The organism is Actinomadura sp. NTSP31 (assembly GCF_041951385.1).
GTDB lineage: Bacteria > Actinomycetota > Actinomycetes > Streptosporangiales > Streptosporangiaceae > Spirillospora > Spirillospora napierensis.
Map to the genome: position 1 here is coordinate 1 of NZ_JBGNUT010000021.1, position 26133 is coordinate 26133.

Genomic DNA, 26133 nt, shown 5'->3' on the forward strand with positions numbered 1-26133 from the left:
CGACTACACGCCCGGCCCGCACCCCGCGGCATCGTGGTACGAGTTCACGCGGTCCGGCGGTCGGCTCAGCCGAACTGGCCGGGCGTGTAGTCGCCCCCCTGCACGGCGGCGATGACACCGAGCCGGTTACTGGCGTTGATCAGCGCGATCAGGCAGGTCAGCGCGACCATCTGCTCCTCGTTGTAGTACTTGGCGGCGTTCGCCCACACCTCGTCCGGCACGCCACCGGCGGCGTCGGCGATCCGGGTGCCCTGCTCGGCCAGTTCGAGGGCGGCCCGCTCCTCATCAGAGAAGACCGTGGTCTCGCGCCAGACCGCGACCAGATTCACCCGGGCGGCGCCCTCCCCGGCGTGCGCCAGGTCCTTGCTGTGGATGTCGGTGCAGTAACCGCAGCCGTTGATCTGGCTCGCGCGCAGCAGCACCAGGTCGATCGTGGTCTTGGGCAGCAGCCCGCTGTTGATCACGGCCATGCTCGCCGTGTTGATGCCCTTCATGGCCTTGCCGGCGAGCTGGTCGCCCATGAGGTTCACACGCGCAGACATAAGAGACTCCTCGTAGTGTGGTGATCGCTGTGATGCGCGTCGCCGCGCGGAATGGTGGTGGATCGGCGGACCGGGCGGACCCGGCGTTCAGGCTGACCTCGCTTTCTGATCCGGGGGTCGGTGTCGGGGTGCGGCCGGTGCGGTCGCCGGCCGCACGGTCAGCGGGGGGAGCCGGCGGGGACGAGCGCGTCGCGCAGAAAGGCCTCGAAGCGCTGGAGCCAGGGGAAGTCGTCGCGCAGGGCGGGGATGTCGGCCTGGTAGCCGTCCTCGGCGAACCACTCGAACATCCGCTCGTCGATCGGCTTGGGCGCCAGCCGCGTGGGCACGCCCGTCACCCGCTGGTAGGTCGCGGCCACCTCCTCGAAAGTGGGGGCGTCCGCGGCGATCGCGAGCCGGGCGCCGAGGTAGTCGCCGGGCTCGGCGAACGCGGCGGCGGCGATCCGGCCGATGTCCGAGGTCGCGATCATCTGCATCGGCCGGTCGGGGATCACCGGCAGGTCCAGGACGCGTTCGCCGGTGGCGTCGGCGTACCACAGCAGGTTGTCCATGAAGAACACCGGCCGCAGGATCGTCGCCGACGGGAAGACGGCGGCGATGTGCTCCTCGATGCGGGCCTTGGACTCGAAGTGGTCGATGCCGGTGGCGCGTTCGGCGCCGTCGACGGAGCTGTAGACGAGGTGCGCGACCCCCGCGGCCCGGGCGGCGTCCGCCAGGGCCGTCCCGCGGCGGACCTCCGTGGCCAGTTCCTCCTCGGTGACGGCCAGTGGCTGGACGCTGAAAACGCCGTGGGCGCCGGCGGCCGCCTGGGCGAGCGACCCGGCGTCATCGAGGTCGCCGTGCACCAGGGTCGCACCGGCGCGGGCCAGGGCTCGGGCGGGAGCCGCGTCCGTGTCGCGCACCAGGGCCCGCACGTCCCAGCCATCGGCGAGCAGCGCTCGGGCGGCACCGCCGCCCTGCTTTCCGGTCGCCCCGGCGACGAGCACGGTCTTGTTCGAGCGCATCGGGTTCTCATCTCCTCCTACTGCGAAGCGATCTGCTCCGCACACCGCGGCGGACCGCGTTGGACGATACGTACCGTATCGCTTATGAGCATGGCGGTACGCCCCGGCTTTTGTCAATACGGTACGTTCCGTATCCCTTAGGATGCGCAGATGGTCAAGGCATCGAACGCGCCACGTCGCAACGAGCGCAGCCGGGTGGCGGTCCTCACCGCCACCCGGGAACTCTGCGAGGAGAACGGCTACGGCCGGCTGACCATCGAGGCCATCGCCGCCCGCGCCAAAGTCAGCAAAATGACCATCTACCGGTGGTGGCCCTCCAAAGGCGCCATCGTCCTGGACCTCATCGACGAGGCCGCCGCCATCACCGCCGACCCGCCCGACACCGGCGACCTGGCCGCCGACCTGCACACCCAACTCACCGAAGTCATCACCCTGCTCACCCCCCAACCCACCTCACCGGTCACCGGAGTCATCACCGAAGCCCAATACGACCCCGACCTCGCCCGCGACCTACGCCAACGCCTGATCGAACCCCGCATCACCAAATTCAACAACCGACTACGCCAAGCACAACAACAAGGACAACTACCCCCCGACACCGACTTCGACGTCGCCCTCGACCTCACCTTCGGCCCCATCTACCACCGCCTCGCCCTCCACCTCGGCATGCCCGACCCCCACTACCTCCACAAACTCATCGACCACGTCCTCCGCGCACTGCGCCCACCCGAGTGACGGCCCGGTCCGCCGGCATGGTGACGGAACCTCCTCCGCGCCAGATCCGCAGGCGTCCCCTGGGCACAGGCCGCACGGCGAGCCCTGGGATCCGACGTCCCCGCGTCACAGAAGACCGGCCTCTGTAACAGCACAGAGGCCTGGCGGGGTGCCAGGTTCGGCTTCCCGTCAGGAGCACCGCGTACGCCGACGGCAGCCGCCCAGGCGTAGTCGAGAGTGGACGCGGCGAACCGCCCCTGCGGACCCGGCCAGGTCAGGGGGTGAGCGCGTCCTCCAGTGCCGCCCGCGCGCCGCGCAGAGCGAGGCGGAGCTGGTCCGGTGCACGGCGGACCTGGGCGAGCAGGAGGCCGCCCTGGATCGCCGCCATGGTGAGGTCGGCCAGCTCGGTCACGTCCACGTCCGGGCACAGCTCGCCCGCCTCCTGCATCCGGCGCAGGCCCGAGATGAGGGGGGCCTCCCAGCGCGCGAAGGCGTCCACGAACGCCTGCCGGGTGAGGTCGTCGTGGTCGCTGAGCTGGCTCGCCAGCGAACCGATCGCACAGCCGCCGACCGCGTCCTGCCGCGTCCCGTTGGCCACGATCGCGTCGAACCAGCGGTCGATGCCGGCGAGCGAGTCGACCTGCAGGAGGAGCGGTTCCTGTGCGGCCAGCACCTTGTCCACGGTGTGGTGCACCACAGAGCGGACGAGGTCTTCACGGTCGTCGAAGTAGTGGTAGAGCTGGCTGCGGCCGACCCCCGCGGCGCCTTCCACGTCCTCCAGCGTCACCGCCGCGACGCCGCGCCGCTCGATGAGGTCCGCCGCCGCATCGAGGATGCGCTTTCGGGTCGCGCGACCCCGCGGGGTGGTCGGTGTGCGCCCCATGGACCGCCTCCGTGTTCTGTACTCCGCAGTACAGCGTCTCTGTATTGCCTGATACAGTCTGCCGCAGAACTTCTGTACTGAGCGATACAGTCGAGCGGGCGCCATCGGCGCCCTTCCGCGTCCCGCACGACAGAAAGGAAAGCCATGTCCCCCGACCGACTCGCCCGGTTGCGGCGGCGCGCCGCCGCGCTCGGTCTCGCCGGCCTGTTCGGCGCCTTCGCCGCGGCCCCGGCGGCCCTCGCCGCCCCGGTCCCGGCCACCGTCCCGACGGATCCCGATCCAGCGGCCGGCACCCGCCTGGCCGACGTGCGCGTCCTCGCCCACTTCGACCGGGCCGCAGGCCAGGTCGCCGAGAGCATCGCCCTGGAGCCCGGCGGCAGCGCGGTCATCGGCATGATTCCCGCCCGCCAGGTGGTGCGGGTCGCGGGCGCATCTGGCAGGCTCCGCTGAGCGGCGGCGAGGCCTCCGTGTGGTCGGCCGACCCCGCCCTGGCGCCCGCCGGCTTCTTCGGCGCCAACGGCATGAAGATCCACGATGGCGCCGTGTGGGCGGCCAACTCCGACCACGGCACCATCGTCCGCATCCCGGTGACCGAGGACGGCGGCTCCGGCCGCGCCGAGGTCCGGGCCACCGGACTGGAGGGCATCGACGACTTCGACTTCACCGGTCGGGGCGACGAGATCCTCGCCGCGATCAACCAGAGCAGCAAGCTCGTGCGCGTGGGCGCGGACGGCGAACACGAGACCCTGCTGGACGCCGATGACGGGATGCAGGGGACCACGGCCGTCATCGTTCGTGGAAACCGGGTCTATGTGACGAACGGTGCGAACCTCGCTGGAAACGACCCGACCTTGATGCTCGCAAGGCTGCAGCGGCGCTGACGCACCCGCGCGGGAGAGGGTCAGCTCTTACGGCGGTAGCGGATGTGGGTGGTCAGCGGGGAGTGGAGCACCTCGGCGGGCTCGAAGTCGAAGTCGACCCCGTCGAAGATCCGCTCGCCCGAACCGAGCAGAACGGGCGCGATGTCGAGGGTGAGTTCGTCGATCACCCCGGCCGCCAGTGCCTGCCGGACGGTCGACGCACCGCCGGCGATGTCCACGCCCTTGCCGCCTGCGGCCTGGCACGCCGCGGAGTATGCCGCGTCGAAGCCGTCGGTGACGAAGTGGAACGTCGTCCCCCCGTCCATCGGGATCGGATCATGGGGGTGGTGGGTCAGGACGAACACCGGCGCGTGATAGGGCGGTTCGGGGCCCCACCAGCCCGACCAGTCCTCCTCCCAGTCCCCGCGGATCGGGCCGAACATGTTGCGGCCCATGACGTATGCGCCCCTCGGGCGCATCAGCCACTCGTTCGCGATCTTGTCCGCGTCGTTGGCCCGCGGGTCGCCGATGTGCCAGCCGTGCAACTCCCGCCCCCGCTTTCCCAGGGGGGCCTCACGGCTCTGGTCCGGTCCGGCGACGAAACCGTCCAGTGAGATCGACATATGGCAGGTGGTATTCGACACCATGACCTCCATCTAGCCCTTCGCTCCCTTTCGGACGATCTCGGTGACGTAGGCGGCCAGGTTGCTCAGGGTCTGCCGTCCGCCCTCGATCGCGTGGTACTTCTCGACCGCCTCGTCGCGCAGTTCCTTGGTGGGGAAGACCGTGCGCATCTCGATCCGGGTCGCCGTGCCGTCGGGCGCGAACGTCAGGACCGATTCGAAGGCGTTCGGGTCACCGCGGGACTCACCGTGCAGCAGCGCGATCCGCTCCGGCGGGGCGATCTCCTGCCATGTGATCCACTCCTGGTAATCCGTCCCGTCCGGTCCGTGCATCACGAAGTCCCACTCCCCGCCGACGCGGAACTCGAACGCGCGCGTGGTGGTGGTGAACCCCGCCGGTCCCCACCACCGCGACAGGTGCCGGACTTCGGTGAACGCCTCGAACACCAGCTCTCGCGGGGCCTCGATGACCCGGGAGATCACAACCTCGCGGTCGGCCGTCGCGGACCGCGCGGGCGCTCCTCGTCCCATCTCGCTCATCGGCTATTCCCCCTGCCCTGTTTGCTTCAGGTCCTGCACGTACGCGTCCAGCCGGTCGAAGCTCTCGTTCCAGAACCGCTCGAACCCGCCGGTCCACTCGTGGACCGGCCGCAGCCCGCGGGCGTCCAGGCCGTACAGGCGCTGCTTGCCCGCCTTGCGGTCCCGCACCAGCCCGACCTCCCGGAGCACGCGCAGGTGTTTGGACGCCCCCGGCTGGGTCATCCCCAGTTTCCGGGCGACCTCGGTCACCGGCCGCTCACCCGTCCGCAGGAGCACCAGGATCTCCCGGCGCTGCGGCTCGGCGATCGCGTTGAAGACGTCCGACGTCGTCGCTGCTCGTGCCATGGCCGCCATCGTATGCCCATATCGGCATGCGTCAAGCGAGGGAATCACGCGGGTCCGTCTCGTGTCGGTCGGTGGTCGGGTGCCCGTGCCGGCGCGGGGCCGGCAGCCGGTTGCCGAGGCGGTGGTGCGGGGTCTGTGACGTGGACATTTGTGGGGTTCGCGGGGAGAATTTCGGGGTGAGTCCCGCCCATCGGGCCACCGGGGAGGTCACCTCGGTCGGCCGTGTCGCCGAGATCTTGAAGCAGTTCGCGCGGAGCCGGGGCGCGTTGAGCGCCGCGGCGCTGGCGCAGCGGACGGGGCTGCCGAAGACGACGGTGTACCGGACGGTGCGGGAGCTGGTCCGGGTCGGTCTGCTGGAGCGGGACGGGCGGGACTACCGTCCCGGCCTGCTGCTCTTCGAGATCGGGGAGAAGCTGCCGCAGCAGCGGGACCTGCGCGAGGCGTCGAAGAGGCATCTGATGACCCTGCACGAGGCGACCCGGCAGAATGTCGGGCTCGCGGTGCTGGACGGCTTCGACGTCGTGCACCTGGACGTCTTCCGCAGTGTCGAGGGGCCGCGGCTGCCGCAGCATTCGGGTGGGCGGTCCCCCGCGCACGCGAGCGCGTCCGGCAAGGCGATCCTGGCGTTCATGCCTCCGGAGAGCGTGGTCATCCCCGGCGACCTGCCGCGTTTCACGCCGTACACGTCGGTGGAGAGCGGGGAGCTGCGGGCCGAACTGCGGCGCGTGCGGCGGCGGGGTGCGGCGTTCGACCGGCAGGAGGCGATCGAGGGGATCGTCGGCGTCGCCGCTCCGGTCATCGGCCCGGACGAGGAGGTCCTCGCGGCCGTGTCGATGTCCGGTGTCGTCGGACGGATCGACACGGCCCGGATGGAGACCGCCGTGCGGACGACGGCCATGACGATCTCGCGCGACCTGGAGCGGGCGCGCTCGATCGTCCGGCCGGTCCTGCGGCGGCGCTGACGTCAGCCGCGGCCCGCGTAGGGCATCGTCCGGGCCATCACCGTGATGGACGGGACGTTCACTTCCAGCGGCAGCGACACGATGTGGACGACCGAACGCGCGATATGCGAGGGGTCGATCACGGCTTCGGCGCGGCTGGTGCCGTCGGGCTGGAGCGCCCGCACGCCGACGCCGGCGGTCATCGCCGTCGCGGCGTTGCCGACGTCCAGTTGCGTGCAGGCGATCCCTTGGTCGCGCAGGTCGAGGTTCATCGACGCGGTGAGGCCGCTGATCGCGTGCTTGCTCACGGTGTAGGCGACGCTGCGGGGCCGGGGGACGTGCGCCGACAGCGACCCGTTGTTGATGATCCGGCCGCCCGAGGGCCGCTGGCGCTTCATGACGCGCACGGCCTCGCGGGCGCAGAGGAACGAGCCGGTGACATTGGCGGCGAGCACGTCGTGCCACGTCTCGTCCTCGACCTCGTCGACGGCGCCCTGCCCTCCGAAGATCCCCGCGTTGTTGATCAGGACGTCGACGCGGCCCCGCGGTTCGCGCGCCGACGAGAACAGCGCGCGGACCGACGCCGGGGAGGTCACGTCGGCGACGACGACGTGGGCGCGCGGGTGGTCCGCGGCCGTCTCGTGCAGGGACGCCCGCGTCCGGCCCGCCAGGACGACGGTGTGGCCGGCGTCGAGCAGCGCGTGGGCGATGGCTCTGCCGAGCCCGCTTCCGGCGCCGGTCACGACGGCCACTTTGGGGTCAGTGGTTGTCACCGTGCACCTCCGCTCCCCGGCGGCCGACCAGGAAGTCGAAGTCGGCGCCCCGGTCGGCCTGCAGGACGTGCTCGACGTAGAGTCGCGCGTACCCGGTCGGCGGAGGGGGCGGCAGGACGCTCGCGGCGAGCCGCCGCCGGATGTCGTCGGCGTCGACGAGCAGGTTCAGCGTGCCGGCGGCGACGTCGAGTTCGACCATGTCGCCGTCGCGTACGGCACCGAGCGGGCCGCCGGCGGCGGACTCCGGCGCGACGTGCAGCACGACCGTGCCGAACGCCGTGCCGCTCATGCGGGCGTCGGAGATCCGGACCATGTCGGTGACGCCCGCCTCCAGCAGCTTCTTCGGGAGCGGCAGGTTGCCGACCTCGGGCATCCCCGGATATCCGCGGGGCCCCGCGTGGCGCAGGACCAGGACGGTGTTCTCGTCGGCCGGGAGGTCCGGGTCGTCGATGCGGGCCCTGAGGTCGTCCATGCCGTCGAACACCAGCGCCGGGCCGGTGTGGCGGAGCAGGTGGGGCGAGGCCGCCGCCGGTTTGACGACGGCGCCCGACGGCGCGAGGTTGCCGCGCAGGACGGTGATGCGGGCATCGGGCAGCAGCGGTTCACCGATCGGGCGGATGACCTCGCGGTCCCAGGCGGTGGCGTCCGCCGCGTTCTCGCCGAGGGTGCGGCCGTCGACCGTCGGCGCGTCGGTGTGCAGGAGGTCGCCCAGTTCCTTGAGCACGACGCCGAGGCCGCCGGCCGCGTGGAAGTCCTCCATCAGGAACCGGCCGGCCGGCATCAGGTCGACCAGCAGCGGGACACCCTCGGCGACGCGGTCGAAGTCGTCGAGTTCCAGTTCGACCTCCAGCCGTCCGGCGAGGGCCAGCAGGTGCAGCACCGCGTTGGTCGACCCGCCGATCGCCGCGTTGACCTTGATGGCGTTCTCGAAGGACGCGCGGGTGACGATCCGCGACATCCGCAGGTCCTCGCGCACCATCGCGACCGCGCGGGCGCCCGAGTCGCGGGCGAGCAGGCGCCGCCGCGCGTCGACCGCGGGGATCGCGGCGTTCCCGGGAAGGGCGAGGCCGAGCGCCTCGACCATCGACGCCATCGTGGAGGCGGTGCCCATGGTGTTGCAGGAGCCGGCCGAGCGCGCCATGGCGCCCTCGGCGGTGCGGAACTCGCACTCGGTGAGGCGGCCCGCGCGCAACTCGTCGACCATCTCGAAGAGGGACGTGCCGCTCCCGACCGCCCTGCCCTTCCACCGCCCGCTCAGCATCGGGCCGCCGGACACCACGATGGTGGGCAGGTCGCAGCTCGCGGCGCCCATCAGCAGCGAGGGCGTCGTCTTGTCGCAGCCGCACAGCAGGACGACGCCGTCGACGGGGTTGGCGCGGATGGACTCCTCGACCTCCATCGACACCAGGTTGCGGTAGAGCATGGTCGTCGGCCGGACGATGGTCTCGCCCAGCGACATCGCGGGGAACTCGACGGGGAACCCGCCGGCTTCCAGCACGCCCCGCTTGACGTGCTCGGCGAGCTCGCGGAAGTGCCCGTTGCAGGGGGTGAGGTCGGAGAAGGTGTTGCAGATCCCGATGACGGGGCGGCCGTCGAACATCCGGTCGGGGACGCCCTGGTTCTTCATCCACGAGCGGTGGATGAACCCGTTGATGTCGGACCCGCCGAACCATTCCCGCGAGCGGAGCGGTGCGCGGTCCTGTTCAGAGCTCACGGGCGGGTTCCTTTCGTGCGGGGAGGCCGAGGATCGCGCGGGCCTCGTCCGGGGTGGCGGGTTCGAGGCCGATGCTCTGGACCAGCGCGACGGCGCGCTCGACGAGGCGGGCGTTCTCCGCCGGCTCGCCGGGGACGAGGCACGGGTTGTCCTCGATGCCGACCCGGATGTGCGCGCCGAGCGCCAGTGCGTGCGCGAGGCCCCGGAACTGCTGCGGGCCGTTGATCGTGACCGTGCACAGCGAACCGTCCGGCAGCGCGTCCACCATGTGGTGCAGGTTGGACGGTGTGTAGGGCAGCGCGTTCTGGAAGTTCTCGTGGAGGCCGAGCACCACGTTCACGTGGTACGGCTCTGTGTCGAAGCCGAGGGACGTCAGGCGGGCGACCTCGCGGACCAGGTGGGACGGGTTGAACGCCTCCCATTCGGGCTTGATCCCGCGCTCGGACATCGCCGCCGCCAGTTCGGTGGCGCGTTCCATCGGGGTGTCCATGAGGATCTCGTGCCCGCCGGGCGCGCTGACGTAGGCGGTGATGGCGTCCAGCGTGCAGGTGTCGGCGCCGCCTTCGAGGCCCTCCATCCGGGCGTCCCAGTCGACGACGCGGGAGCCGTCGGGGCGGATCCGCAGCAGGTCGCCGTCGGCTCCCCCGCCGGTCGAGTTGTTGATCACGACGTCGCACGCCGCGCGGACCCGGGCGTTGATGTCGCGGTAGACCGCGCCGGAGCACGTGGCCTGGTCGTCCGGGCGCCGCGCGTGCAGCGCCGCCATGCTGGCGCCCGCGGCGGCGCAGCGCGCGACGTCGGCGGCGATCTCCGCCGGCTGGGTCGGGACGTACGGGTGCTCGGCGCGGGTGAGGAACCCGCCGGTCGGCGCGACGGTGACGATGACCTTGCCGGTGTGGCCGGCCGCGGGCGTCATGCCGGAGCCCGGTCGTGCGCCGCGGCCTGGAAGAACCAGGCGACGGCCAGCGCGCCGGGGTCGACCACGCCGCGCGCGTGCTCGCCGACGTAGCTGGCCCGCCCTCGGCGGGCGAGCATGTCCCGGGTCGACTCGGCGCCCTCGGCGGCGGCGCGGGCCGCGTCGGCGGCCGCGGCGCGCCAGGACGCGCGCGGGGAGGCGGCCTCCAGCGCCTCGGCGGCGGGGACCATCGCGTCCACCATCGTCTTCTGCCCGACGCCGGCGCCGCCCAGCCGGCGGACGGCGTCCACCGCGCTCCGGACGGCCCCGGCCAGGTCCTGTGCCGTCCACGGGGCGGCCGGTCCCTGCGCGAGCGTTCCGAACCACAGTCCGAACAGCGGGCTGCTCGTCCCGCCCGCGCCGAGGTGGGCGTCCGAGGCGGCCCGGAAGGCGTCCGGCGGGTCGTGCGCGTCGGGCGGCGCCGATCGGACGCGCTCGAGCGCGGCGGCGGTGTTCCAGCCGAAGTCGCCGTCTCCGGCCCTGCGGTCCAGGTCGGTCAGCTCGGCGGCGTCCCGCAGCACCCGGTCCGCGTACGCCAGGAGCCAGGCGCGCGCGTCCGCGCCGGTCAGCCGGATGTCCTCGACGGTCATCTCGTTCATCCCCTCCTACCAGGTCAGGGCCGGTGTGCGGACCGGTGCGTCCCACAGCTCGGCGAGTTCCGCGGTCAGCGCCGTCAGGGTGACCGAGAAGCCCCGCATGTCCAGCGAGGTCACGTACGAGCCGGCGAGGGCGCGGGCGACGACGACACCGTCCCCGGCCAGGGACCGGCGCACCTCGCGCAGCGCGACCCCGAGTTCCAGCGGATGGGTCGCGCCGAACCCGTTCACGATCGCCAGGACCTCGTCTCCGCGCGCCAGGCCGAGGTGCTCCACCAGCGGACGGACCAGGGCCTCGGCCAGTTCGGCGGCGGTTCCGGCGGCGCGGGTGCCGGTGCCGCGCTCGCCGTGGATGCCCACCCCGAACTCGATCTCGTCCCGCTCCAGCTCGAACGAGCGCACCCCGGTCATCGGGTTGGTGCACGCCTCCAGGGCGAGTCCGAGGGTCGCCGACCGGGACACCACCTCGCGTCCGAGGTCGCGCACCCGGACGGCCGGGGCGCCCGCCTCGGCCGCCGCGCCGCAGACCTTCTCCACGGCCAGGACGGCGGCGGTGCCACGCCGGCCCGGACCGTCCTCGTCTCCGGTCGCCGTCGCGAGGTCGTCGTCGACGACGACCATGTGGACGTCGTTCCGGTCGCCGAGCAGTTCGGCGGCGATCCGGAAGTTCAGGACGTCGCCGGTGTAGTTCTTCACGAGCAGGACGACGCCCGCGCCGGTGTCGACCGTCCGCGCGGCCTCCCGCACCTGCAGCGCCGTCGGGCTGGTGAAGACCGCGCCGGGGACGGCGGCGTCCAGCATGCCCGTGCCGACCAGACCGGTGTGCAGCGGCTCGTGTCCGGAGCCGCCGCCGGACACCAGCGCCACCTTGCCCCGCGCGGGCGTCCGGCGGGTCACGAACAGCGGGTCGTCGTGCACCCGGACGAGGTCCGGGTGGGCCGCTTCCAGCCCCTCCACCGCCTGCCTGACGAACGTGTCCCGCTCGTTGCGGATGTACCTGCTCACGCGTCCTCCTCGGCCGTCCGGGTCCGCGCGGCGAGGTCCCGCGCGAAGGCGATCAGGGACGCGGCGGCCGGGGCGCCCGCCGCGAGACCGGCCGCTTCGGCGGCCGTGTTGACGTGGGAGAGGACGCCGTTCTCCCACATGTCGGGGCCGTTGGATATCTCGGCGGAGTCGTGGCCGACCGCCGCCGCGGGGACGCCGGCCGCGTCGAGGATGGCGAGCCCGGCGACGCCCGCCCGGTCCTTGCCGACGCCGGCGTCGTTGAGCAGGACGAACGCGCAGCGCACCGCGGCGCCGATGTTCCCCGACTCCCGGCCTCCGTTGGACGCCGCGACGACGACCGCGCCCGCGTCACCGTCCTCGACCTGGGACATGCTGTCCATCACGACGATGCGCACGCCGTCCCGCGACCAGACCGTCGCTCGGTACACGGCTAGAACCCTCCTCGGTCGACGAGCGCCACGATCTGCTCCCGCAGTGGCAGTCCGGGGCGGAGTCCGAGCGCGCGGGCGCGCTCGTTGACGAAGCTGACCACGCCGTTCTCCCAGGTGTCGGGGCCGTCGCCGATCCGCGCCGACGTGTGGCCCACCCCCGCCGCGGCGATGCCGGCCTCGTCCAGGGCGCGCAGCCCGGCGACGCCGGCGGCGTTCTTGCCCATGCCCGCGTCGTTGCAGGCGACCACGGCGACGCGGTACGACGCGGCGTACTCGCCGGCGCTGTGCCCGCCGTGGGAGCCGGTGACGATGACGTCGCCGGCCAGCGCCGGCGACCCGAACGCGATGGAGCCCATCACCCAGACCGTCCGGCCCGCGGACCGGTGCACCGGGACCGGCTCGGTTCCGTGGCTGTCAACGATCCGCATGCGCGGGCACCCCCAGCATCCGCCGGGTCTCGTCCGGCGTGGCGGGACGGCGGCCGTGCCTGCGGCCGAGGTCGGCGGCGCGCGCGACCAGTTCGGCGGTCGTCGGCCGTCCCAGCGCGGTGTGCGGGTGGTCCCCGACGCCGACGGCCAGATGGCCGCCCGCCGCGATGACCTCCTCGGCGACCTCGAACACGTCGCCGCGGTGGCTGGAGACCAGCCATTCGATCTCCAGGTCCGCGGGCAGCGCGTCGAGGTGCACGCGCACTCCCGCCGGCGTCGTCGGATGGGCGGCGACGAACTCCTCGCCGCCCAGCACGAATGCCGCGATCACCGGCCCGGGAAGCCGTCCGGCGCGCGCGTGCGCGACGATCGCCCGCGTCCAGCTCACGTTGAACGACGCCGCGTAGGGGCGCAGGCCGAGCCGCGGCGCCCGTTCCAGGAACGCCTTCTGGGTGCGGACGTCGTTGACGAAGACCCGGTCGTCGGTGGCGTAGTCGCCGGCGTCCGGGTCGAACAGGTCCATGTTGGCGCAGCCCATGTCGACCGGGAGCAGGTCCGCCGCGGTATCGGGGTCGCCCTGGTTGGGTGCGATGTTGGACAGCCGCTGCTCGACGTCGTGGCCGGCGACGTTGGCCATCGACGGCGCGAGCAGCAGCGAGCTGACCCGGTGCGTCTCGCGCGCGATCTCGGCGTACGCGGCGGCGGTGTGGTCGGCTCCGCCGTCCGCGGTCCGCGCGTGGTAATGCATGAGCGAGGCCCCGGCGCGCTCGCAGTCCCGGGCGACCTCCGCGATCTCGGCGGGCGTGTACGGCACGTGCGGGTTGGCGTCCCGGCCGGTGCCCTCGTTGGGGTTGATCCCGATGATCAGGGGCTTCACCGGGCGGCCTCCGGGTGCTTCCAGCCGGCGTCGGCGAGCTGCCCCCCGTCGACGCCCCACACCTGCCCGGTGACGAACGCCGCGCCGTCCCCGGCGAGGAAGGCGATGACCTCGGCGATCTCCCGCGGTTCGGCGTAGCGCCCGAGCGGGATGGCGTCGAGGATCGCCCGCCGGGTCCGTTCGTCCCCCTGCGCGCTCGCGACCAGCGGCGTCAGGGTCGAGCCCGGTGCGACGCAGTTGACGCGGACCGGTTCGGCGGCGAGTTCGACGGCGAGCTGGCGGGTCAGGGCGACGACCCCGCCCTTGGACGCCGCGTACGCCGCGCGGTCGGGGCTGCCGCGCAGGCCGGAGACCGAGGACACGGTGACGATCGACCCGCGGGCGGCGGCGAGGTCGTCGACGAACAGGCGGCACAGCGCGAACGTGCCGACCAGGTTGAGCGCCAGCGTGCGGGAGAAGCGGGCGGGCGTGACCTCGCGGACGGGCGCGTTGTCCGCGGTTCCGGCGCACGTCACGACCGCGTCGACGCGGCCGAAGCGGTCGCGCGTCCGCCGGGCCAGCCGGTCCAGGTCCGCCTCGTCGGTGACGTCCGCCCGCACCGGCAGCCGCACGGCCCCGGACGGCTCGCGCGTCTCGGCGCCGGCGTCCCGGAGGTCGGCGGTCACCACGTTCCAGCCGCGGTCCAGCAGCAGCGCCGCCGTCGCCGCGCCGATGCCCGAGGCGCCGCCCGAGACGACGGCGGTCCGCCCGGTCACCGGGTCACCAGCGTGGTCATGTCGCGCACCGGGTCGGTGCCGTCCCAGCCGGCGGCAGCGGCGGCGACGGCGTCGAACAGGGCCGCTTTGCGGCCGGCCACCTCGGAGAACTCCACGACGGTGCCGGTGTGCCCGCCCGCGGTGAAGTAGCCGAACCGCTCGTCCGGCCTCCCGCTGCCGGAACGGCCGCTCTGAAGCTCGGTGTAGCCGAGTTCCCCCGCCCGGCCGACGAGGGCGTCGAAGGCGTCCGTCCAGTACGCGACGTGCTGGAGTCCCTCGTGTCCCGCGTCGGTGAACTCGCGGAACGCCGACGGGACGTCGTTGCGCTGCTGGATGAGCTCCACCTGGACGGGCCCGGCCTGGGCCAGGGCGACGCTGATCTGCGGCGGGGCGCTCGGCGCGCCGCGGAAGACGAAGTGGTTCACGGGCTGGCGCTCGATGTAGAAGAACGGCCCGACCTGCAGCCGCTCCACCCAGTGGGTGATGGCGGAGGTGATGTCGGGGACCACGTAGCCCAGTTGTCGGATCACGCCGAAGACGCGGCTCATGTTTCCTCCTCGGTTGCGGACGCGGGGTTCGCTGCGGGTGCCGATCGTGTCGCGGAGCCGGTTCACCGGCACATGCCTCAGTGCCGTTCATCGGGAATTCCCGCGGCCGGAGCGCCGCCGTCGTCCGCGGCCAGGGCGCAGCGAAAAGGGATGGAAGGGGTGGGAAGGCGGAGGTTCAGGAAACGGCGGCCTTGTCGGCGCCTGCCGCCGGGGCGGGGGAGGCGGTGCCGCGGCGCGTGGCGGCCTCGAGGACGAGGACGATGCCCGCGCCGAGGGCCATGACGACGCCGTACACGCCGATGGCGGCGGTGAAGCCGTGGGTCGTGTCCCTCAGCCAGCCGGTGACCTGCGGCCCCCAGTAGCCTCCGAGGTTGCCGAAGCCGTTGATGACCCCGAACCCGGCCGCCAGCGCCGCTCCGGTCAGGAAGGACGACGGGATGGTGACGAAGACGGCCATCGCGCCGTACAGGCCGACGCCGGCCACGCAGAAACCGGCGATCGCGACGGCGGGGACGGAGAAGAACAGGGCCGCGATCCCGAAGCCGGCCGCCGCGACGGCGGCGGCCGCGGCGAAGTGGACGCCGCGCTCCTCCCGCCGGTCCGAGTGCCGCATCCACCACAGCACGGGCCCGATCGCGAGGAGTCCGGGGAGCGTGGCCACCCAGCCCACCTGGACCCTCGACAGGCCGAACTGCGCGAGGATCTGCGGTATCCAGACCTGGAAGCCGTTGAGGCTGAAGGTGACGCAGAGGAACACCGACACCAGGACCAGCACGCGCGGATGCACCAGTGCCCGCGCGAAGCCGAGCCCGCCGTGCGCGTCCGTCGTCTCGCGCTCCTCCGCCTCCAGCTCGGCGATGAGCCACTCCCGCTCGGCGGGGGCGAGGAAGTCCGCGTCCCGGGGGTCGTCCCGCAGGACCGCGACGACGACGCACCCCAGCGCGACCGCCGGGATTCCGGTGATGACGAACACCCAGCGCCAGCCGGACAGGCCGAGCAGGCCGTCCAGGTCGAGGATGTAGGTCATCACGGGCGTGCCGACCGACGACAGGCAGATGAACGCGACGATCCACGCCATCGCCCGCCCCCGGTCCCGCCGCGGGAACCAGCGCGAGACGAAGTACATCATCCCGGGCGAGAAGCCGGCCTCCGCGACGCCCAGCAGGATGCGGGCGCAGGCGAGGCCGGTCGTGCCCTGGACGGCCGCGGTGCCGATGGTGACCAGGCCCCAGGTCACCATGATCCGGCCGATCCACCGCCGGGCGCCGATCCTGGTGAGGATGTAGTTGCTCGGAGGCTCCAGGACCGTGTAGCTCCAGAAGTAGATGCCGGCCGTGAACCCGAAGGCCGACGCCGAGATCCCCAGTTCGTCGTTCATGGTGAGTGCCGCGACGCCGATGTTCAGGCGGTCGAGGTAGACCACGATGTAGCAGAGTCCGATCAGCGGCAGGAACCGCGCCGTCACCTTGCGGACGGCGCGGTTCCCCACTTCCGGCCGTTCTCGCACCTCGGTCCGTTCTGGCACCTCAGGCATGCCGCCTCCTTGTTCCTCCTGGTCAGCGCCATGTGACGCCGGCCACACAGGATGCGGCGGCGATGAGACCTGCACCACAGCCGGGTGCCGTTCATCGGGAAATCACTGCGAACTACTTGGCGGAGGGCCGCCGGGGCGGCGGATCGTCTCGGTTCACGGGGCGGTGGACGGGAGCGCTGTCGACGACCGCCCGCGACACCTCCGCCGCCGCAGCCCTGATCGCCCGCGTGTACCGATCGCGGTTCTTGGTGAAACGGTTGACCGGCGCGCTGAGGCTGACCGCCGCGACGACGTGGCCGAGCTCGTCCCGGACCGGAGCCGCGACGCAGAAGACGTCCTCGACCGCCTCGCCGAGATCGAAACCCGCTCCCCGCGACCGGATCTCCGCCAGCTCCGCGCGGAAGGCGCGCTCGTCGGTGACCGTCGCCGGCGTGTGCCGCCGCAGGGGCACCGCCCCGAGGTAGCGGGCGAGGTCGCCGGCATGGGCCAGCAGGACCTTGCCGACCCCGGTGCAGTGCAGGTCGAGCCGCGCCCCCACCGGGGCGCCCTGTGCCGTGATGTTGTGGTTGCCGAGCAGCTTGTCGACGTACAGCACCTGGTCCCGGTCGCGCACCCCGAGATGGCACGTCTCGCCGTACGTCCGCACCAGCCGTTCCAGGACCGGCGCGGCCGCGGCGCGGATGTCGATGGTGCCCCGGCGCACCTCCGCCAACTCCAGGACGCGCCACCCCACCCGGTACCGGCCGCCGTCGCGCCACTGCAGGATGCCGACGTCGGCGAGGCTGGAGAGCAGGGCGTGGGCGCTCGACCTCGGCACCCCGAGTTCTCCGGCGACCTCGCTGACCCCCCACTCGGCGCGTTCGGGGCGGAACAGGTCCAGCACCCGGCCGGCCTTGGCCAGCGTGTTGAGCGTCGCCATGCCACCGCCTCTCCCACGGTCCGTTCGGCATAGCCGAACCGAGCCGGCGGCCGGCGCCCGTCGCGGCCCGGTTCGCCGAACGACCCGCCGGGGCCGGGACCGGGATGCCTAGCGTGCCGCTCGCAGCCGGACGACGTCCGGCAGACGGAAGGGAAGAACCATGACCCTGCGAGCCGCCATCGTCGGTTCGGGCAACATCGGAACGGACCTGTTGTTCAAGCTCCTGCGGTCCGAGTATGTCGAACCCGTCGCCATGGTCGGGATCGACCCCGCCAGCGAGGGGCTCGCCCGAGCCGCGGAACTCGGCCTGGAGACGTCGGCGGAGGGCATCGACTGGCTGCTCGCCCGTCCCGACCTTCCGGACCTGGTCTTCGAGGCCACCTCGGCGCGGGTCCACGCGGCCGCCGCGCCCCGCTACCGCGAGGCCGGCATCACCGCCATCGACCTGACCCCCGCCTCCGTCGGCCCGTACGTCGTCCCCGCGGTCAACCTCACCCAGCACATCGGGGCGCCCAACCTCAACATGGTGAGCTGCGCCGGCCAGGCGACGATCCCGATCCTCTGGGCCATCGACCAGGCCGCCGACGTCTCCTACGGCGAGATCGTCGCCGCCATCGCGGCCAAGAGCGCCGGGCCCGGCACCCGCATGAACCTCAGCGAGTTCAGCGAGAAGACCTCCCGCGCCCTCGCGCTGGTCTCGGGGGCCGACCAGGCGAAGGCCATCTCCATCATCAACCCGGCGGAACCCCCGATGAACATGCGCGACACGATCTACGCACGCGTCCGCCGCCCGGACGCCGCGGCGATCGAGCGCGCCGTGATCGAGATGGTGTCCACCGTGCAGGGCTACGTGCCCGGTTACTCGCTGCGCCTGGTCACCGTGGAAGGCGACCTCGTCACCGTCATGGTCGAGGTGGTCGGGGCCGGGGACTACCTGCCGCCCTATGCGGGCAACCTCGACATCATCACCGCGGCCGCCGCGCGTGTGGCGGCCGCGATGGCCGAAGAGAACGGCGCCGACCTCACGAAGGAGACCGTGGCGTGAGCGAGAACGTGAAGGGCCGCGTCACCATCGTCGACACCACCCTCCGCGACGGGATGTCGAGCGTGTCGCACCAGTTCACCGCCCAGAACGTCGCGGACATCGCCCGCGGCCTGGACCGGGGCGGCATACCGACGATCGAGGTGGCCCACGGCATCGGCCTGGGAGCGTCGTCCGTCCAGTACGGGTTCGCCGCGGCGTCCGACGGCGACTACGTGCGCGCGGCGGTGGACTCCGTGGAGAACGCGGACATCGCGGTGCTCTACGTCCCGGGCATCGCGACCCTGCCCGAGTTGCAGGCCGCGGCCGACGCCGGGGCCGCGACCGTGCGCGTCGCCGTCCACTGCACGGAGGCCGACTGCGCGCGGCACTCGACGTCCCGGTCGGCTTCCACTCCCACAACAACCTGGGCGTGGCGATCGGGAACGCGCTCGCCGCGGCCGAGCAGGGCGCCACCTACATCGACGGATCCCTGCGCGGACTCGGCGCGAGCGCCGGCAACGCCCAGACCGAGGTGCTCGTCGCGGCGTTCGAACGGGCCGGCTGGGACACCGGTACCGATCTCTGGCCGCTGGCCGACACCGCGGAGCGGGTCCTCGCCCCGCTGATGAGGGAGCCGCAGATCATCGACGAGACCGCGCTGGTCCTCGGCTATGCGGGCGTCTACTCGACGTTCTTCCACCCGACCAAGCGGGCCGCCGCCAAGTTCGGCCTCGCCGGCCGCGACATCCTGCTGGAGCTCGGCCGGCGAGGGATCATCGGCGGCCAGGAGGACATGATCATCGACGTGGCCGCCGAGATGGCCGGGGTCTCCTTCTCCTCCGGCGGCGCCCCTCAGCCGTGACCCGTCCCCGGCAGCGCCGCCCGTCGAAGTGCCGCCGGGCGGCGCACGCCGGACGCACCCGACCGGTGAGGATGCCGCCCCCCCGCGCGGCGTCAGGAGCGCGCTCCGGCGGCCGGTGACAGCCGGAAGGCGTCGCCGTCGCGGTCCACGGTGAACGCATGGTCGGCGGGGAAGTGCGAGGGGAGCATGAGCAGTCCCTCGCGGGCGCAGCGCTCCAGCAGGGCGTCGCGCGTCCGTCGCGCCAGCGCCGGATCGGCGTCCCCGGACTGGCTCAGCTCCGGGTTCAGCAGTTGGACCGGATGGTGGACGACGTCGCCGGAGAGCACCGCGCCGCCGTCCGGCGACTGGATCTCGACCACGACGTGCCCGCCGGTGTGGCCGGGAGCCGCCCGCACCACGAGCCTGGTGTCCCCGTGCTCGGCCAGCTGGTGGCCGTCGTCGGCCACCTCCCACCGGCTGCTCTCCAGCACCGGGCGGACGCTGTCGTCGTACGTGCGCACGAGATCCGCGACGGCTCCCTCGGCCGGAGCCGACGCGGCCAGCGCCTGCGTGCTCTCCAGCTCCGCGCGTCCGAACACGTACGTCGCCTCGGTGAACGTCGGCCGCCAGCGGTCTCCGTCGAGCCGGGTGTTCCAGCCGCAGTGATCGGGGTGCAGGTGCGTGCTGACGACGACGTCGACATCCTCGACGGAGGTACCGGTCAGCGCGAAGCGGTCCAGGAAGTCGGTGTCGAACCGGTGGTGCGGAAGCAGGTTGGGCCGCTCCTTGTGGTTGCCGTTGCCCGCGTCCACGACGACCGTCGTGCCGCCGAGCCGCACGAGATAGGTGTGGATGGCCAGCACGAGATCGCCCGTGGCCGCGTCCACGGACCCCGGCCCGAACTCCGCCGCCGTCCGGGCGACGTCCTCGTCGGTGACGGCGGGGAACAAGTCCCGCGGGGGAAAGGGCCAGCGCGCCACCTCGGTGATCTGTGTGATGGTCGCCCCGCCCACTGTGATCGTGAAAGTCATCGGCCCGTCCTCGGTAGTCGCCGCATCGTCGGCCCAACAGGATGAGGCGGTCCCGCGCCGACCGCCACAGCCCAGTGCCGTTCATCGGTACTTCGTCAGCCGCGCAGGCGCGGTCCCGACCTGGTGCTCGACGACGCTGAACCGGTCTGTGTCGCCGTCTTCAGCGCCACCAGCAGTTACCGCAGGTCGGCGTTGCCTCGTGCGGTCCACACCGCCAGTGCCGCGACCAGAGCGGCGGCGCCGCCGATCCACAGCACACCCGACATGCCCAGCGAGTCGAGGACGACGCCGCCGACCAGCGCGCCCAGGCCGATCGACAGGTTGAACACCGCCACCCACAGCGCGGAGGCCGCCTCCACCGCGCCCGGTGCGGCCTTGATCATCCAGGTCTGCAGTGCGACCGACACCCCGCCGTAGGCCAGGCCCCACCCGATCAGCAGCGCGATGCCGCCGATCATGCCCCGGCCCAGCAGCAGGAACAGCGGCATCGCGACGGCCAGGGTCAGGGTGATCACCTGCACGGTGCGGTGCGTCCGGCGGGCCAGTGCCGCACCGGCGGCGAAGTTGCCGGCCATGCCCGCGATGCCGAACCCGAACAGCAGCGGCCCGACCAGCCGCGCGTCGATCCCCGACAGCCGCTGCAGGGCCGGGCTGACGAAGGTGTAGGCCACGAAATGACCGGTCACCAGAAGGAAGGTGGCCAGGATGCCGACCCGGACGCCGGGGTTGCGCAGCTGCCGGGCCAGCAGGCGCGGGCTCATCACCTGGGAGGCGGCCAGCGGGGGCAGCACGGTCAGCAGTGCGGCCAGCACGACCAGCGCCAGCGCGCTGAGCGTCGTGAACGCGATCCGCCACCCGGTCAGGCCGCCGATCACCGTGCCGATCGGCACGCCGAACACGTTCGCCGCGCCGACCCCACCGAAGATGATCGCGGTGGCGCGCGGCACGTGCGCCTGGTTCACCAGCCGGACCGCCAGCCCGCCGGCGACCGCCCAGAACCCGCCGATCGCCACCCCGACCAGCACCCGGGACGACACCAGCACGGCGAAGTTCGGCGCCAGTGCGGACGCCAGGTTGGCGAGCGTCATCAATCCCATCAGGCCGAGGAGCAGCAGCCGCCGGTCCAGCCCGCCGACCAGTGCCGGGACCACCGGCGCCGCGATCGCCGCGACGAGGCTGGGCACGGTCACCATCAGTCCGGCGGTGCCTTCGGACACCCGCAGCGCCGAGCCCACGTCGGTGAGCAGTCCGATGGGCAGTTGTTCGGCGGTGACCAGCAGGAACGTGCCCAGCGCCACGGCCGCCACGGCCGCCCAGCGGCTTGGTTCCGGCTCCTGCCGGACGGCCCGGGCGGTCTGCTCGGTGGTCGTCACGTCTACCTCCATCGGGAAATCGATTTGGGAGCGATCGATCCCATACGATGACCGGACCCTAGTATGGGAGCGATCGCTCCACAAGTCGGTTAAGGTAGGCGCATGGCACGACCTCGGCAGTTCGACGAGCGGGAGGCGGTCGCCCAGGCGACCGACCTGTTCTGGCGTCGCGGCTACAACGCCACCTCGGTCCGCGACCTGGGCGCCGAACTCCACCTCACGCCCAGCAGCCTGTACCGGACGTTCGAGGACAAGCACACGCTGTTCCTGCGCGCCCTCGACCACTACCGCGCCACCGAGTCCGCCCAGGCCAGGGAGCGGCTGGCGACCGCCGGCCGGCCGGTCCGCGACGCGCTACGGGACTGGCTGCTGTGGCTGGTGGGCTGCACCGCCGACGCCGAGCCCGGCCCAGGCTGCCTGGTGGTGAACACCGCCACCGAACTGGGCACCACCGACACCGAGGTCAGCGCGCGGACCGAGGCGGCCTTCGAGGTCACCCGGTCGGCACTGCGGTCACTGCTGGATCAGGGACGCCGCAACGGCGAACTACCGACCGACCTCGACCTCGACGCCGCCGTGGAACTGCTGTTCACCACGGTGCTCGGACTGCGGGTCCGGGAACGCGCCGGACATGACCCGCAGCGGCTGGCCACCGCGATCGACTTCGCCATCCGCGCCCTGGACCCCGCACCAACGGAACCGGCCCGCCCAGAACGTTGAGCGTGCCAGAAGCGCACACGAAGGCATCGAGCATGGCGGCAACCGCCGCGCCCGCGGCATAGCCGCCCAAACCCTCCTGCTGACCCTTCCCCCGGGCACGTCACCCCACCCGAAGCCTGACCCCCAGCGGCCACAACACCCCTTGGCCGTCCGCTGCGCGATCGATCGTGGGGCACCGCCGCCGCGTCGGCAGGACTCCTCGTCGACGCGGACTTCACTGCCTGGCCATGACTAGAGCCTCGGGGAAGACTTGAAGCGATATTGACGTGCTCGGTTACCGGTGCGGCCGCAGAGCTTGCACGGCCGCTTCTAGCGTGGGTGACATGCCGGAAGTGAAGGAGTACGCCCCGGGGATGCCGACTTGGGCGGAGCTGGCCACACCCGACCTGGCGGCGTCCACGAGGTTCTACCGCGCCCTGTTCGGCTGGTCGTCCTACACGGTGACCGTGGACACGCTGGGCGACTACGAGATGTTCACCCTGGACGGGCCGCAAGGCCCGCAGGTCGCGGGCATGCAGGCGATGACCGACGACGCCCTGCCACCGTCCTGGACGTGTTTCTTCCGCACCGCCGAAGCCGCCGGGACCGCCGCCGCCGTCCGCGCCGGCGGCGGCCGGGAACTGACCGGCCCGGTGCAGGTCGCCCAGTTCGGCCGGATGGCGCTGTTCATGGACCCCGAGGGCGCGTCCTTCGCCGTCTGGGAACCGTACGAGCACCAAGGCGCCGAGGTGGCCGGCGAACCCTCGACGCTGTGCTGGGTGGAGCTGGCCTGCCGCGACATCGAACGGGCCCGCGCCTTCTACGGGGCGGTGTTCGGCTGGCGTGCCGTCGAACGCGAGTACTACGGCCCCACCTACACCACTTTCACGATCGACGGTCGGGCTGCGGCCGGCATGGTGCACATGGACGAGCAGTGGCCGTCCCACGTCCGGCCGCACTGGATTCCCTACTTCCAGGTCACCGATTGCGACGCCGCCACCGCGCTGGCCGCCGACCTCGGCGCGCGAGTCCGCGTCCCGCCGACCGACGTGCCACCCGGCCGTTTCGCGGTCATGACCGACCCCACCGGCGCGCGCCTGGGCATCATCACCCCGGCCCGCCGCAACGCTTGACCGCTCATTCGCTCTGTGCATCGCCTTCACCGCCCGGCCATGCCCGGCCGCTACCCCTACATCTGCACCATCCACCCGTTCATGCAGGCGACGCTGACCGTCAGATGACGGCACCAGCCTGCCCGGCCACCGCCGGACGCGTCCGATGCCTTCACCAAGGCGGACATCCAAGCCATTGAGCCAATGGACGCCGTAGGGCTACATCGACGATCCGCCCTGACCGATAGCAGTCCCCCGCACAACGACCGACCGTGAGGATGCGGGACCGGTACGGACGGGTTCCCGGGTCAGGCGCGCCGCCCGCCGTCGATCGACATCGCGATCCCGGTGACATAGGTCGCGCCGTCCGAACAGAGCCAGACCGCCGCGGCCGCCACCTCCTCGGGGTCGGCCAGCCGTCCGAGCGGGGTGACCGCCGCCTGCCGCGCGATGATGTCGGTCCCGGCGGCCCATTTCTCGAATCCGGGAGTCAGGGTCGGGCCGGGGCAGACGGCGTTGACCCGGATGCCGTCGGGCGCGTAGTCGACCGCGGCGACCTTGGTGAGCCCGACGATGCCGTGCTTGGCGGCGACGTACGCGGGGGCGTTGGGGATCGCGGCGAGGCCTCCGTTGGAGGCGATGTTCACGATCGCGCCGCCGCCTTTGAGCAGGGGCAGTTCGTACTTCATGCACAGGAAGGTGCCCGACAGGTTGACACGGACGACCCGCTCGAACTCGTCCAGGGTCATCTGGTCGAGCAGCCGGCGGGATGACATTCCGGCGTTGTTGACGGCGAAGTCGAGGTGGCCGTAGGCCGTGACGGTGCGTTCGACGGCCGCCCGCACGGAGCGTTCGTCGGCGATGTCGATGGTGGCGGCCGTGGCCTTCCCGCCGGCCTTCTCGATCATCTCGGCGGTCTCGGCGGCCGTGGTCTCGTCGATGTCGAGTACGGCGACCGCGGCGCCGTTCTCGGCGAGCGCGAGTGCCGTGGCGCGGCCGATGCCGCTGCCCGCGCCGGTGACCAGCCCCGCCTTTCCGGAGAAGTCGATCATGCCGCTGCCCCGTCCAGTCCCAGGACGCGACGGGCGTTCAGGTGGGCGATCTTCTCTTTGACGGCGGTGGGCAGGTCGGCCTTCTGCACGGAGGCGACCGCGGCGGCCGTGTCCTCGAAGGGGTAGTCGATCGAGAACATCACGGCGTCCTCGCCGGCCGTGAGGACTGCCGCCTGGACCGCTTCCGGTGCGAGGACACCGCTCGTCGTCAGGAGGATGTTGCTCCCGATATAGGCCGAGGGCATCCGTTCCAGCGGTTTCTCCACGCTCAGGGTGGCGTAGCGGCTGTCGAGGCGCGATTTCTGGAACGGCAGGAACTCGCCGAGGTGACCGAGGATCAGTGTCGCCTCCGGGTGCCGGTCGAAGACGCCGGCGTACACCAGCCGCATGGCGTGGCCACCGGTCTCGGCCTGCCAGCTCCAGCTGGCGCCGTACATCTCCGGTCGGCCGGCCATGACCCGCCAGTCGTCGAGCGGTACCGAGCCGGGGTGCAGGTAGAGCGGCACCCCGAGTTCCTCGAAGGCGCTCCACAGCTCGTCGTAGGCGGGGTCGTCCAGGTAGCGGCCGTGGGTGTGGTCATTGACCAGCGCGCCGCGGAACCCGAGCTCGCGGACCGCGCGGGCCAGCTCGGCTACGGCCGCGTCGGGATCCTGGGTCGGCAGTGCGGCGAATCCCTGGAATCGGGTCGGGTGGGCGGCCACCACCTCCGCGAGGAAGTCGTTGGCGAACCGGGCGTTGTCCCGCGCCGCGGTGGGATCGGTGTCGGCCTGGATGCCGGGGACGGTCAGCGACAGCACCTGGACGTCGATGCCGTGGGCGTCCATGTCGGGGAGCCGGTGCTGCTCGAAGTCGACGAGTGTGCGGCCGCACATCTGGGCGTATTCGCTCGTCACCCGGATGCGCATTTCGGCGGCGGGCTGCCGGGTGGCCAGGTCGGGAATCGCGAACGCCTCTTCGAGCGCGATATAGGTCATTGGTGATGCTCCTTTCGGTGGAGGTCAGTTGGAGGCGGTACGGCGGCGGACGATGGTGGCCAGCGAGACCGCGACGACCAGGGCGGTGCCGTAGAAGACGTTCTCGATCCAGCCGCTGTAGCCGAGCAGCTGGAGGCCGAGGATGCCGGTGGCGAGGAAGTAGATGGCCACGAGGGTGCCGATCGGGTTGAACCGGCCCGGACGGACCGCCGCCGTGCCGAGGAACACCGCGGCGAAGGCCGGCAGCAGGTAGGTGCCGGAGGATGTGGAGTCGAAGCCGCCGATCGAGGCGACCAGCACGACGCCGCCGAGGCCGGCGAGGGTGCTGCCGGTGACGAAGGAGCCGATCCGGATGGCGTCGACGGGGACGCCGGCCAGCCTGGCCACCTCGCGGTTGGCGCCGACGAAGGTCATGTGGCGGCCCAGCGGTGTGAAGGTGAGGACGTACCCGATCACGAGCGCGAGCGCGACGCCGTAGTAGAAGCCGACCGGCAGGCCGAAGATCTCGTAGAGCGCGAGGTCGCTGAACCCCACCGAGAGACCGGAGACGGTGGTCTGGGAGGAGGCGAGTGAGGCCAGGCCGAGCAGCAGGGTGGAGCTGCCGAGCGTCACGATCAGTGCCTGGACGCCGACCTTGACGATCAGCAGGCCGTTGACCAGGCCGGAGAGCGAGGCGCACAGGACGGCCACCACGCAGGCGAGGGGGAGGTTCCAGTGGTGCAGCACGGCCAGCACGGGCACGAGGGTCGCGGAGAGGCCCATCGTGGAGGCGATGGACAGGTCCAGCTCGCCCACGACGAACGTCATCATCGCGGCGAGTGCCAGGAAGACCAGCGCCTGCTGGGAGGCGAAGATGCTGTGGAAGGTGCTCGCCTGCAGGAACTTGCCAGGCATCAGGACGGCGTACAGGGCGCACATCGAAGCCCAGAAGCCGACGATGGCGTATCTGCTGGTGAAACGCCGCCAGTCGAAGGCCTCGCGGGTGAGGACCAGAACGGATTCCGCGCGGGGTCTGCGGACCCGGACGTTGGTCTGCGGCATGG

General features: G+C 72.1%; 31 protein-coding genes and 1 pseudogene. 9 read left to right on the forward strand and 23 right to left on the reverse strand.

Annotated features, from left to right (window positions below; all coding sequences use genetic code 11):
• Positions 1 to 65: 65 nt before the first annotated feature.
• Both ACA514_RS30510 and ACA514_RS30515 read right to left on the reverse strand, forming a co-directional pair.
• A complete protein-coding gene (locus ACA514_RS30510) occupies positions 66 to 542 on the reverse strand; it encodes a carboxymuconolactone decarboxylase family protein (RefSeq protein ID WP_375044717.1) in 477 nt (158 codons plus the stop codon).
• Positions 543 to 700: 158 nt separating this feature from the next.
• Positions 701 to 1543 carry an NmrA/HSCARG family protein gene (locus ACA514_RS30515; RefSeq protein WP_375044718.1) on the reverse strand — a complete coding sequence of 281 codons (843 nt, stop codon included), beginning with the start codon at positions 1541 to 1543 and terminating at the stop codon, positions 701 to 703.
• Positions 1544 to 1693: 150 nt separating this feature from the next.
• Between ACA514_RS30515 and ACA514_RS30520 the strand changes: the two genes are divergently transcribed.
• The gene (locus ACA514_RS30520; protein WP_375044719.1) at positions 1694 to 2278 is read left to right on the forward strand and encodes a TetR/AcrR family transcriptional regulator; all 585 of its coding nucleotides are present in this window, start codon (positions 1694 to 1696) and stop codon (positions 2276 to 2278) included.
• Positions 2279 to 2531: 253 nt separating this feature from the next.
• Here the strand turns inward: ACA514_RS30520 and ACA514_RS30525 are convergent, their stop codons facing one another.
• Positions 2532 to 3140 carry a TetR/AcrR family transcriptional regulator gene (locus ACA514_RS30525; protein WP_375044720.1) on the reverse strand — a complete coding sequence of 203 codons (609 nt, stop codon included), beginning with the start codon at positions 3138 to 3140 and terminating at the stop codon, positions 2532 to 2534.
• Between the two features lie 144 nt (positions 3141 to 3284).
• On the opposite strand from ACA514_RS30525, the gene ACA514_RS30530 reads away from it, so the two are divergent.
• Both ACA514_RS30530 and ACA514_RS30535 read left to right on the forward strand, forming a co-directional pair.
• Positions 3285 to 3590: a hypothetical protein gene (locus ACA514_RS30530; protein ID WP_375044721.1), complete on the forward strand. Its 306-nt coding sequence runs from the start codon at positions 3285 to 3287 to the stop codon at positions 3588 to 3590.
• Between the two features lie 17 nt (positions 3591 to 3607).
• Positions 3608 to 4021, forward strand: coding sequence for a hypothetical protein (locus ACA514_RS30535; RefSeq protein ID WP_375044722.1), 414 nt, complete (start codon positions 3608 to 3610; stop codon positions 4019 to 4021).
• A gap of 20 nt (positions 4022 to 4041) precedes the next feature.
• On the opposite strand, the gene ACA514_RS30540 is transcribed toward ACA514_RS30535, so the two are convergent.
• Genes ACA514_RS30540 through ACA514_RS30550 form a run of 3 tightly spaced genes read right to left on the reverse strand, consistent with a single transcriptional unit; the run spans position 4042 to position 5508 of the window.
• Complete coding sequence (locus ACA514_RS30540) at positions 4042 to 4623, reverse strand: dihydrofolate reductase family protein (RefSeq protein WP_375044723.1); 582 nt, start codon at positions 4621 to 4623, stop codon at positions 4042 to 4044.
• 33 nt (positions 4624 to 4656) lie between these two features.
• On the reverse strand, positions 4657 to 5163 hold the full coding sequence (locus ACA514_RS30545; protein WP_375044724.1) for an SRPBCC family protein: 507 nt from the start codon (positions 5161 to 5163) through the stop codon (positions 4657 to 4659).
• 3 nt (positions 5164 to 5166) lie between these two features.
• Positions 5167 to 5508, reverse strand: a complete 342-nt coding sequence (locus ACA514_RS30550; RefSeq protein ID WP_375044725.1) for an ArsR/SmtB family transcription factor — start codon at positions 5506 to 5508, stop codon at positions 5167 to 5169.
• A gap of 176 nt (positions 5509 to 5684) precedes the next feature.
• Here ACA514_RS30550 and ACA514_RS30555 point away from each other — a divergent pair, with 176 nt between their 5' ends.
• A complete protein-coding gene (locus ACA514_RS30555) occupies positions 5685 to 6470 on the forward strand; it encodes an IclR family transcriptional regulator (RefSeq protein ID WP_375044726.1) in 786 nt (261 codons plus the stop codon).
• Between the two features lie 2 nt (positions 6471 to 6472).
• Here the strand turns inward: ACA514_RS30555 and ACA514_RS30560 are convergent, their stop codons facing one another.
• From ACA514_RS30560 to ACA514_RS30615, 12 genes are all read right to left on the reverse strand, one after another.
• Positions 6473 to 7201: an SDR family oxidoreductase gene (locus tag ACA514_RS30560; RefSeq protein WP_375044874.1), complete on the reverse strand. Its 729-nt coding sequence runs from the start codon at positions 7199 to 7201 to the stop codon at positions 6473 to 6475.
• Positions 7202 to 7208: 7 nt separating this feature from the next.
• A complete protein-coding gene (locus tag ACA514_RS30565; RefSeq protein WP_375044727.1) occupies positions 7209 to 8936 on the reverse strand; it encodes an IlvD/Edd family dehydratase in 1728 nt (575 codons plus the stop codon).
• A complete protein-coding gene (locus ACA514_RS30570) occupies positions 8926 to 9852 on the reverse strand; it encodes a 3-keto-5-aminohexanoate cleavage protein (protein ID WP_375044728.1) in 927 nt (308 codons plus the stop codon). The genes ACA514_RS30565 and ACA514_RS30570 overlap by 11 nt, the downstream gene beginning before the upstream one ends.
• Positions 9849 to 10490, reverse strand: a complete 642-nt coding sequence (locus tag ACA514_RS30575; RefSeq protein ID WP_375044729.1) for a DAK2 domain-containing protein — start codon at positions 10488 to 10490, stop codon at positions 9849 to 9851. Before ACA514_RS30575 ends, ACA514_RS30570 begins: the two co-directional genes overlap by 4 nt.
• A 6-nt stretch (positions 10491 to 10496) precedes the next feature.
• On the reverse strand, positions 10497 to 11492 hold the full coding sequence (locus ACA514_RS30580) for a dihydroxyacetone kinase subunit DhaK (protein WP_375044730.1): 996 nt from the start codon (positions 11490 to 11492) through the stop codon (positions 10497 to 10499).
• Entirely contained in the window at positions 11489 to 11920 is a 432-nt protein-coding gene (locus ACA514_RS30585; protein WP_375044731.1) for a hypothetical protein, read from the reverse strand. Before ACA514_RS30585 ends, ACA514_RS30580 begins: the two co-directional genes overlap by 4 nt.
• 2 nt (positions 11921 to 11922) lie before the next feature.
• A complete protein-coding gene (locus ACA514_RS30590; protein WP_375044732.1) occupies positions 11923 to 12351 on the reverse strand; it encodes a hypothetical protein in 429 nt (142 codons plus the stop codon).
• Entirely contained in the window at positions 12338 to 13228 is an 891-nt protein-coding gene (locus ACA514_RS30595) for a 3-keto-5-aminohexanoate cleavage protein (protein WP_375044733.1), read from the reverse strand. Before ACA514_RS30595 ends, ACA514_RS30590 begins: the two co-directional genes overlap by 14 nt.
• Complete coding sequence (locus tag ACA514_RS30600; protein ID WP_375044734.1) at positions 13225 to 13983, reverse strand: SDR family NAD(P)-dependent oxidoreductase; 759 nt, start codon at positions 13981 to 13983, stop codon at positions 13225 to 13227. The genes ACA514_RS30595 and ACA514_RS30600 overlap by 4 nt, the downstream gene beginning before the upstream one ends.
• Complete coding sequence (locus ACA514_RS30605) at positions 13980 to 14531, reverse strand: VOC family protein (protein ID WP_375044735.1); 552 nt, start codon at positions 14529 to 14531, stop codon at positions 13980 to 13982. The genes ACA514_RS30600 and ACA514_RS30605 overlap by 4 nt, the downstream gene beginning before the upstream one ends.
• 175 nt (positions 14532 to 14706) lie before the next feature.
• Complete coding sequence (locus ACA514_RS30610) at positions 14707 to 16065, reverse strand: MFS transporter (protein WP_375044736.1); 1359 nt, start codon at positions 16063 to 16065, stop codon at positions 14707 to 14709.
• Between the two features lie 112 nt (positions 16066 to 16177).
• Positions 16178 to 16984 carry an IclR family transcriptional regulator gene (locus ACA514_RS30615; RefSeq protein ID WP_375044737.1) on the reverse strand — a complete coding sequence of 269 codons (807 nt, stop codon included), beginning with the start codon at positions 16982 to 16984 and terminating at the stop codon, positions 16178 to 16180.
• Between the two features lie 160 nt (positions 16985 to 17144).
• Here ACA514_RS30615 and ACA514_RS30620 point away from each other — a divergent pair, with 160 nt between their 5' ends.
• The 3 genes and pseudogenes from ACA514_RS30620 (at position 17145) to ACA514_RS30630 (ending at position 18870) form a co-directional block, all read left to right on the forward strand.
• Positions 17145 to 18029, forward strand: a complete 885-nt coding sequence (locus ACA514_RS30620) for an acetaldehyde dehydrogenase (acetylating) (RefSeq protein WP_375044738.1) — start codon at positions 17145 to 17147, stop codon at positions 18027 to 18029.
• Positions 18030 to 18082: 53 nt separating this feature from the next.
• Positions 18083 to 18325 (forward strand): annotated as a pseudogene (locus tag ACA514_RS30625) (4-hydroxy-2-oxovalerate aldolase); the annotation flags it as partial.
• Positions 18326 to 18438: 113 nt separating this feature from the next.
• A complete protein-coding gene (locus ACA514_RS30630) occupies positions 18439 to 18870 on the forward strand; it encodes a hypothetical protein (protein ID WP_375044739.1) in 432 nt (143 codons plus the stop codon).
• A gap of 92 nt (positions 18871 to 18962) precedes the next feature.
• Here the strand turns inward: ACA514_RS30630 and ACA514_RS30635 are convergent, their stop codons facing one another.
• The gene (locus tag ACA514_RS30635) at positions 18963 to 19880 is read right to left on the reverse strand and encodes an MBL fold metallo-hydrolase (protein ID WP_375044740.1); all 918 of its coding nucleotides are present in this window, start codon (positions 19878 to 19880) and stop codon (positions 18963 to 18965) included.
• Positions 19881 to 20056: 176 nt separating this feature from the next.
• A complete protein-coding gene (locus ACA514_RS30640) occupies positions 20057 to 21253 on the reverse strand; it encodes an MFS transporter (protein WP_375044741.1) in 1197 nt (398 codons plus the stop codon).
• A gap of 102 nt (positions 21254 to 21355) precedes the next feature.
• Here ACA514_RS30640 and ACA514_RS30645 point away from each other — a divergent pair, with 102 nt between their 5' ends.
• A complete protein-coding gene (locus ACA514_RS30645; protein ID WP_375044742.1) occupies positions 21356 to 21973 on the forward strand; it encodes a TetR/AcrR family transcriptional regulator in 618 nt (205 codons plus the stop codon).
• Positions 21974 to 22296: 323 nt separating this feature from the next.
• Positions 22297 to 23085 (forward strand): VOC family protein, encoded by a 789-nt coding sequence (locus tag ACA514_RS30650; protein ID WP_375044743.1) that lies wholly within the window; start codon positions 22297 to 22299, stop codon positions 23083 to 23085.
• Positions 23086 to 23372: 287 nt separating this feature from the next.
• Here the strand turns inward: ACA514_RS30650 and ACA514_RS30655 are convergent, their stop codons facing one another.
• From ACA514_RS30655 to ACA514_RS30665, 3 genes are read right to left on the reverse strand one after another with little or no spacing between them, the layout of a single operon-like run.
• Positions 23373 to 24116, reverse strand: coding sequence for an SDR family NAD(P)-dependent oxidoreductase (locus tag ACA514_RS30655; RefSeq protein ID WP_375044744.1), 744 nt, complete (start codon positions 24114 to 24116; stop codon positions 23373 to 23375).
• Positions 24113 to 25090 carry an amidohydrolase family protein gene (locus tag ACA514_RS30660; protein ID WP_375044745.1) on the reverse strand — a complete coding sequence of 326 codons (978 nt, stop codon included), beginning with the start codon at positions 25088 to 25090 and terminating at the stop codon, positions 24113 to 24115. Before ACA514_RS30660 ends, ACA514_RS30655 begins: the two co-directional genes overlap by 4 nt.
• Positions 25091 to 25114: 24 nt before the next feature.
• Entirely contained in the window at positions 25115 to 26131 is a 1017-nt protein-coding gene (locus ACA514_RS30665) for an ABC transporter permease (protein WP_375044746.1), read from the reverse strand.
• Positions 26132 to 26133: the final 2 nt, after the last annotated feature.

What these genes read in the sequence shown, in the direction of transcription:
- ACA514_RS30510 (WP_375044717.1), bottom strand. Translation starts at nt 542, where the DNA reads ATGTCTGCGCGTGTGAACCTCATGGGCGACCAGCTCGCCGGCAAGGCC.
- ACA514_RS30515 (WP_375044718.1), bottom strand. Translation starts at nt 1,543, where the DNA reads ATGCGCTCGAACAAGACCGTGCTCGTCGCCGGGGCGACCGGAAAGCAG.
- ACA514_RS30520 (WP_375044719.1), top strand. Translation starts at nt 1,694, where the DNA reads ATGGTCAAGGCATCGAACGCGCCACGTCGCAACGAGCGCAGCCGGGTG.
- ACA514_RS30525 (WP_375044720.1), bottom strand. Translation starts at nt 3,140, where the DNA reads ATGGGGCGCACACCGACCACCCCGCGGGGTCGCGCGACCCGAAAGCGC.
- ACA514_RS30530 (WP_375044721.1), top strand. Translation starts at nt 3,285, where the DNA reads ATGTCCCCCGACCGACTCGCCCGGTTGCGGCGGCGCGCCGCCGCGCTC.
- ACA514_RS30540 (WP_375044723.1), bottom strand. Translation starts at nt 4,623, where the DNA reads ATGTCGATCTCACTGGACGGTTTCGTCGCCGGACCGGACCAGAGCCGT.
- ACA514_RS30545 (WP_375044724.1), bottom strand. Translation starts at nt 5,163, where the DNA reads ATGAGCGAGATGGGACGAGGAGCGCCCGCGCGGTCCGCGACGGCCGAC.
- ACA514_RS30550 (WP_375044725.1), bottom strand. Translation starts at nt 5,508, where the DNA reads ATGGCACGAGCAGCGACGACGTCGGACGTCTTCAACGCGATCGCCGAG.
- ACA514_RS30570 (WP_375044728.1), bottom strand. Translation starts at nt 9,852, where the DNA reads ATGACGCCCGCGGCCGGCCACACCGGCAAGGTCATCGTCACCGTCGCG.
- ACA514_RS30575 (WP_375044729.1), bottom strand. Translation starts at nt 10,490, where the DNA reads ATGAACGAGATGACCGTCGAGGACATCCGGCTGACCGGCGCGGACGCG.
- ACA514_RS30590 (WP_375044732.1), bottom strand. Translation starts at nt 12,351, where the DNA reads ATGCGGATCGTTGACAGCCACGGAACCGAGCCGGTCCCGGTGCACCGG.
- ACA514_RS30605 (WP_375044735.1), bottom strand. Translation starts at nt 14,531, where the DNA reads ATGAGCCGCGTCTTCGGCGTGATCCGACAACTGGGCTACGTGGTCCCC.
- ACA514_RS30610 (WP_375044736.1), bottom strand. Translation starts at nt 16,065, where the DNA reads ATGCCTGAGGTGCCAGAACGGACCGAGGTGCGAGAACGGCCGGAAGTG.
- ACA514_RS30615 (WP_375044737.1), bottom strand. Translation starts at nt 16,984, where the DNA reads ATGGCGACGCTCAACACGCTGGCCAAGGCCGGCCGGGTGCTGGACCTG.
- ACA514_RS30620 (WP_375044738.1), top strand. Translation starts at nt 17,145, where the DNA reads ATGACCCTGCGAGCCGCCATCGTCGGTTCGGGCAACATCGGAACGGAC.
- ACA514_RS30635 (WP_375044740.1), bottom strand. Translation starts at nt 19,880, where the DNA reads ATGACTTTCACGATCACAGTGGGCGGGGCGACCATCACACAGATCACC.
- ACA514_RS30645 (WP_375044742.1), top strand. Translation starts at nt 21,356, where the DNA reads ATGGCACGACCTCGGCAGTTCGACGAGCGGGAGGCGGTCGCCCAGGCG.
- ACA514_RS30650 (WP_375044743.1), top strand. Translation starts at nt 22,297, where the DNA reads ATGCCGGAAGTGAAGGAGTACGCCCCGGGGATGCCGACTTGGGCGGAG.
- ACA514_RS30655 (WP_375044744.1), bottom strand. Translation starts at nt 24,116, where the DNA reads ATGATCGACTTCTCCGGAAAGGCGGGGCTGGTCACCGGCGCGGGCAGC.
- ACA514_RS30660 (WP_375044745.1), bottom strand. Translation starts at nt 25,090, where the DNA reads ATGACCTATATCGCGCTCGAAGAGGCGTTCGCGATTCCCGACCTGGCC.
- ACA514_RS30665 (WP_375044746.1), bottom strand. Translation starts at nt 26,131, where the DNA reads ATGCCGCAGACCAACGTCCGGGTCCGCAGACCCCGCGCGGAATCCGTT.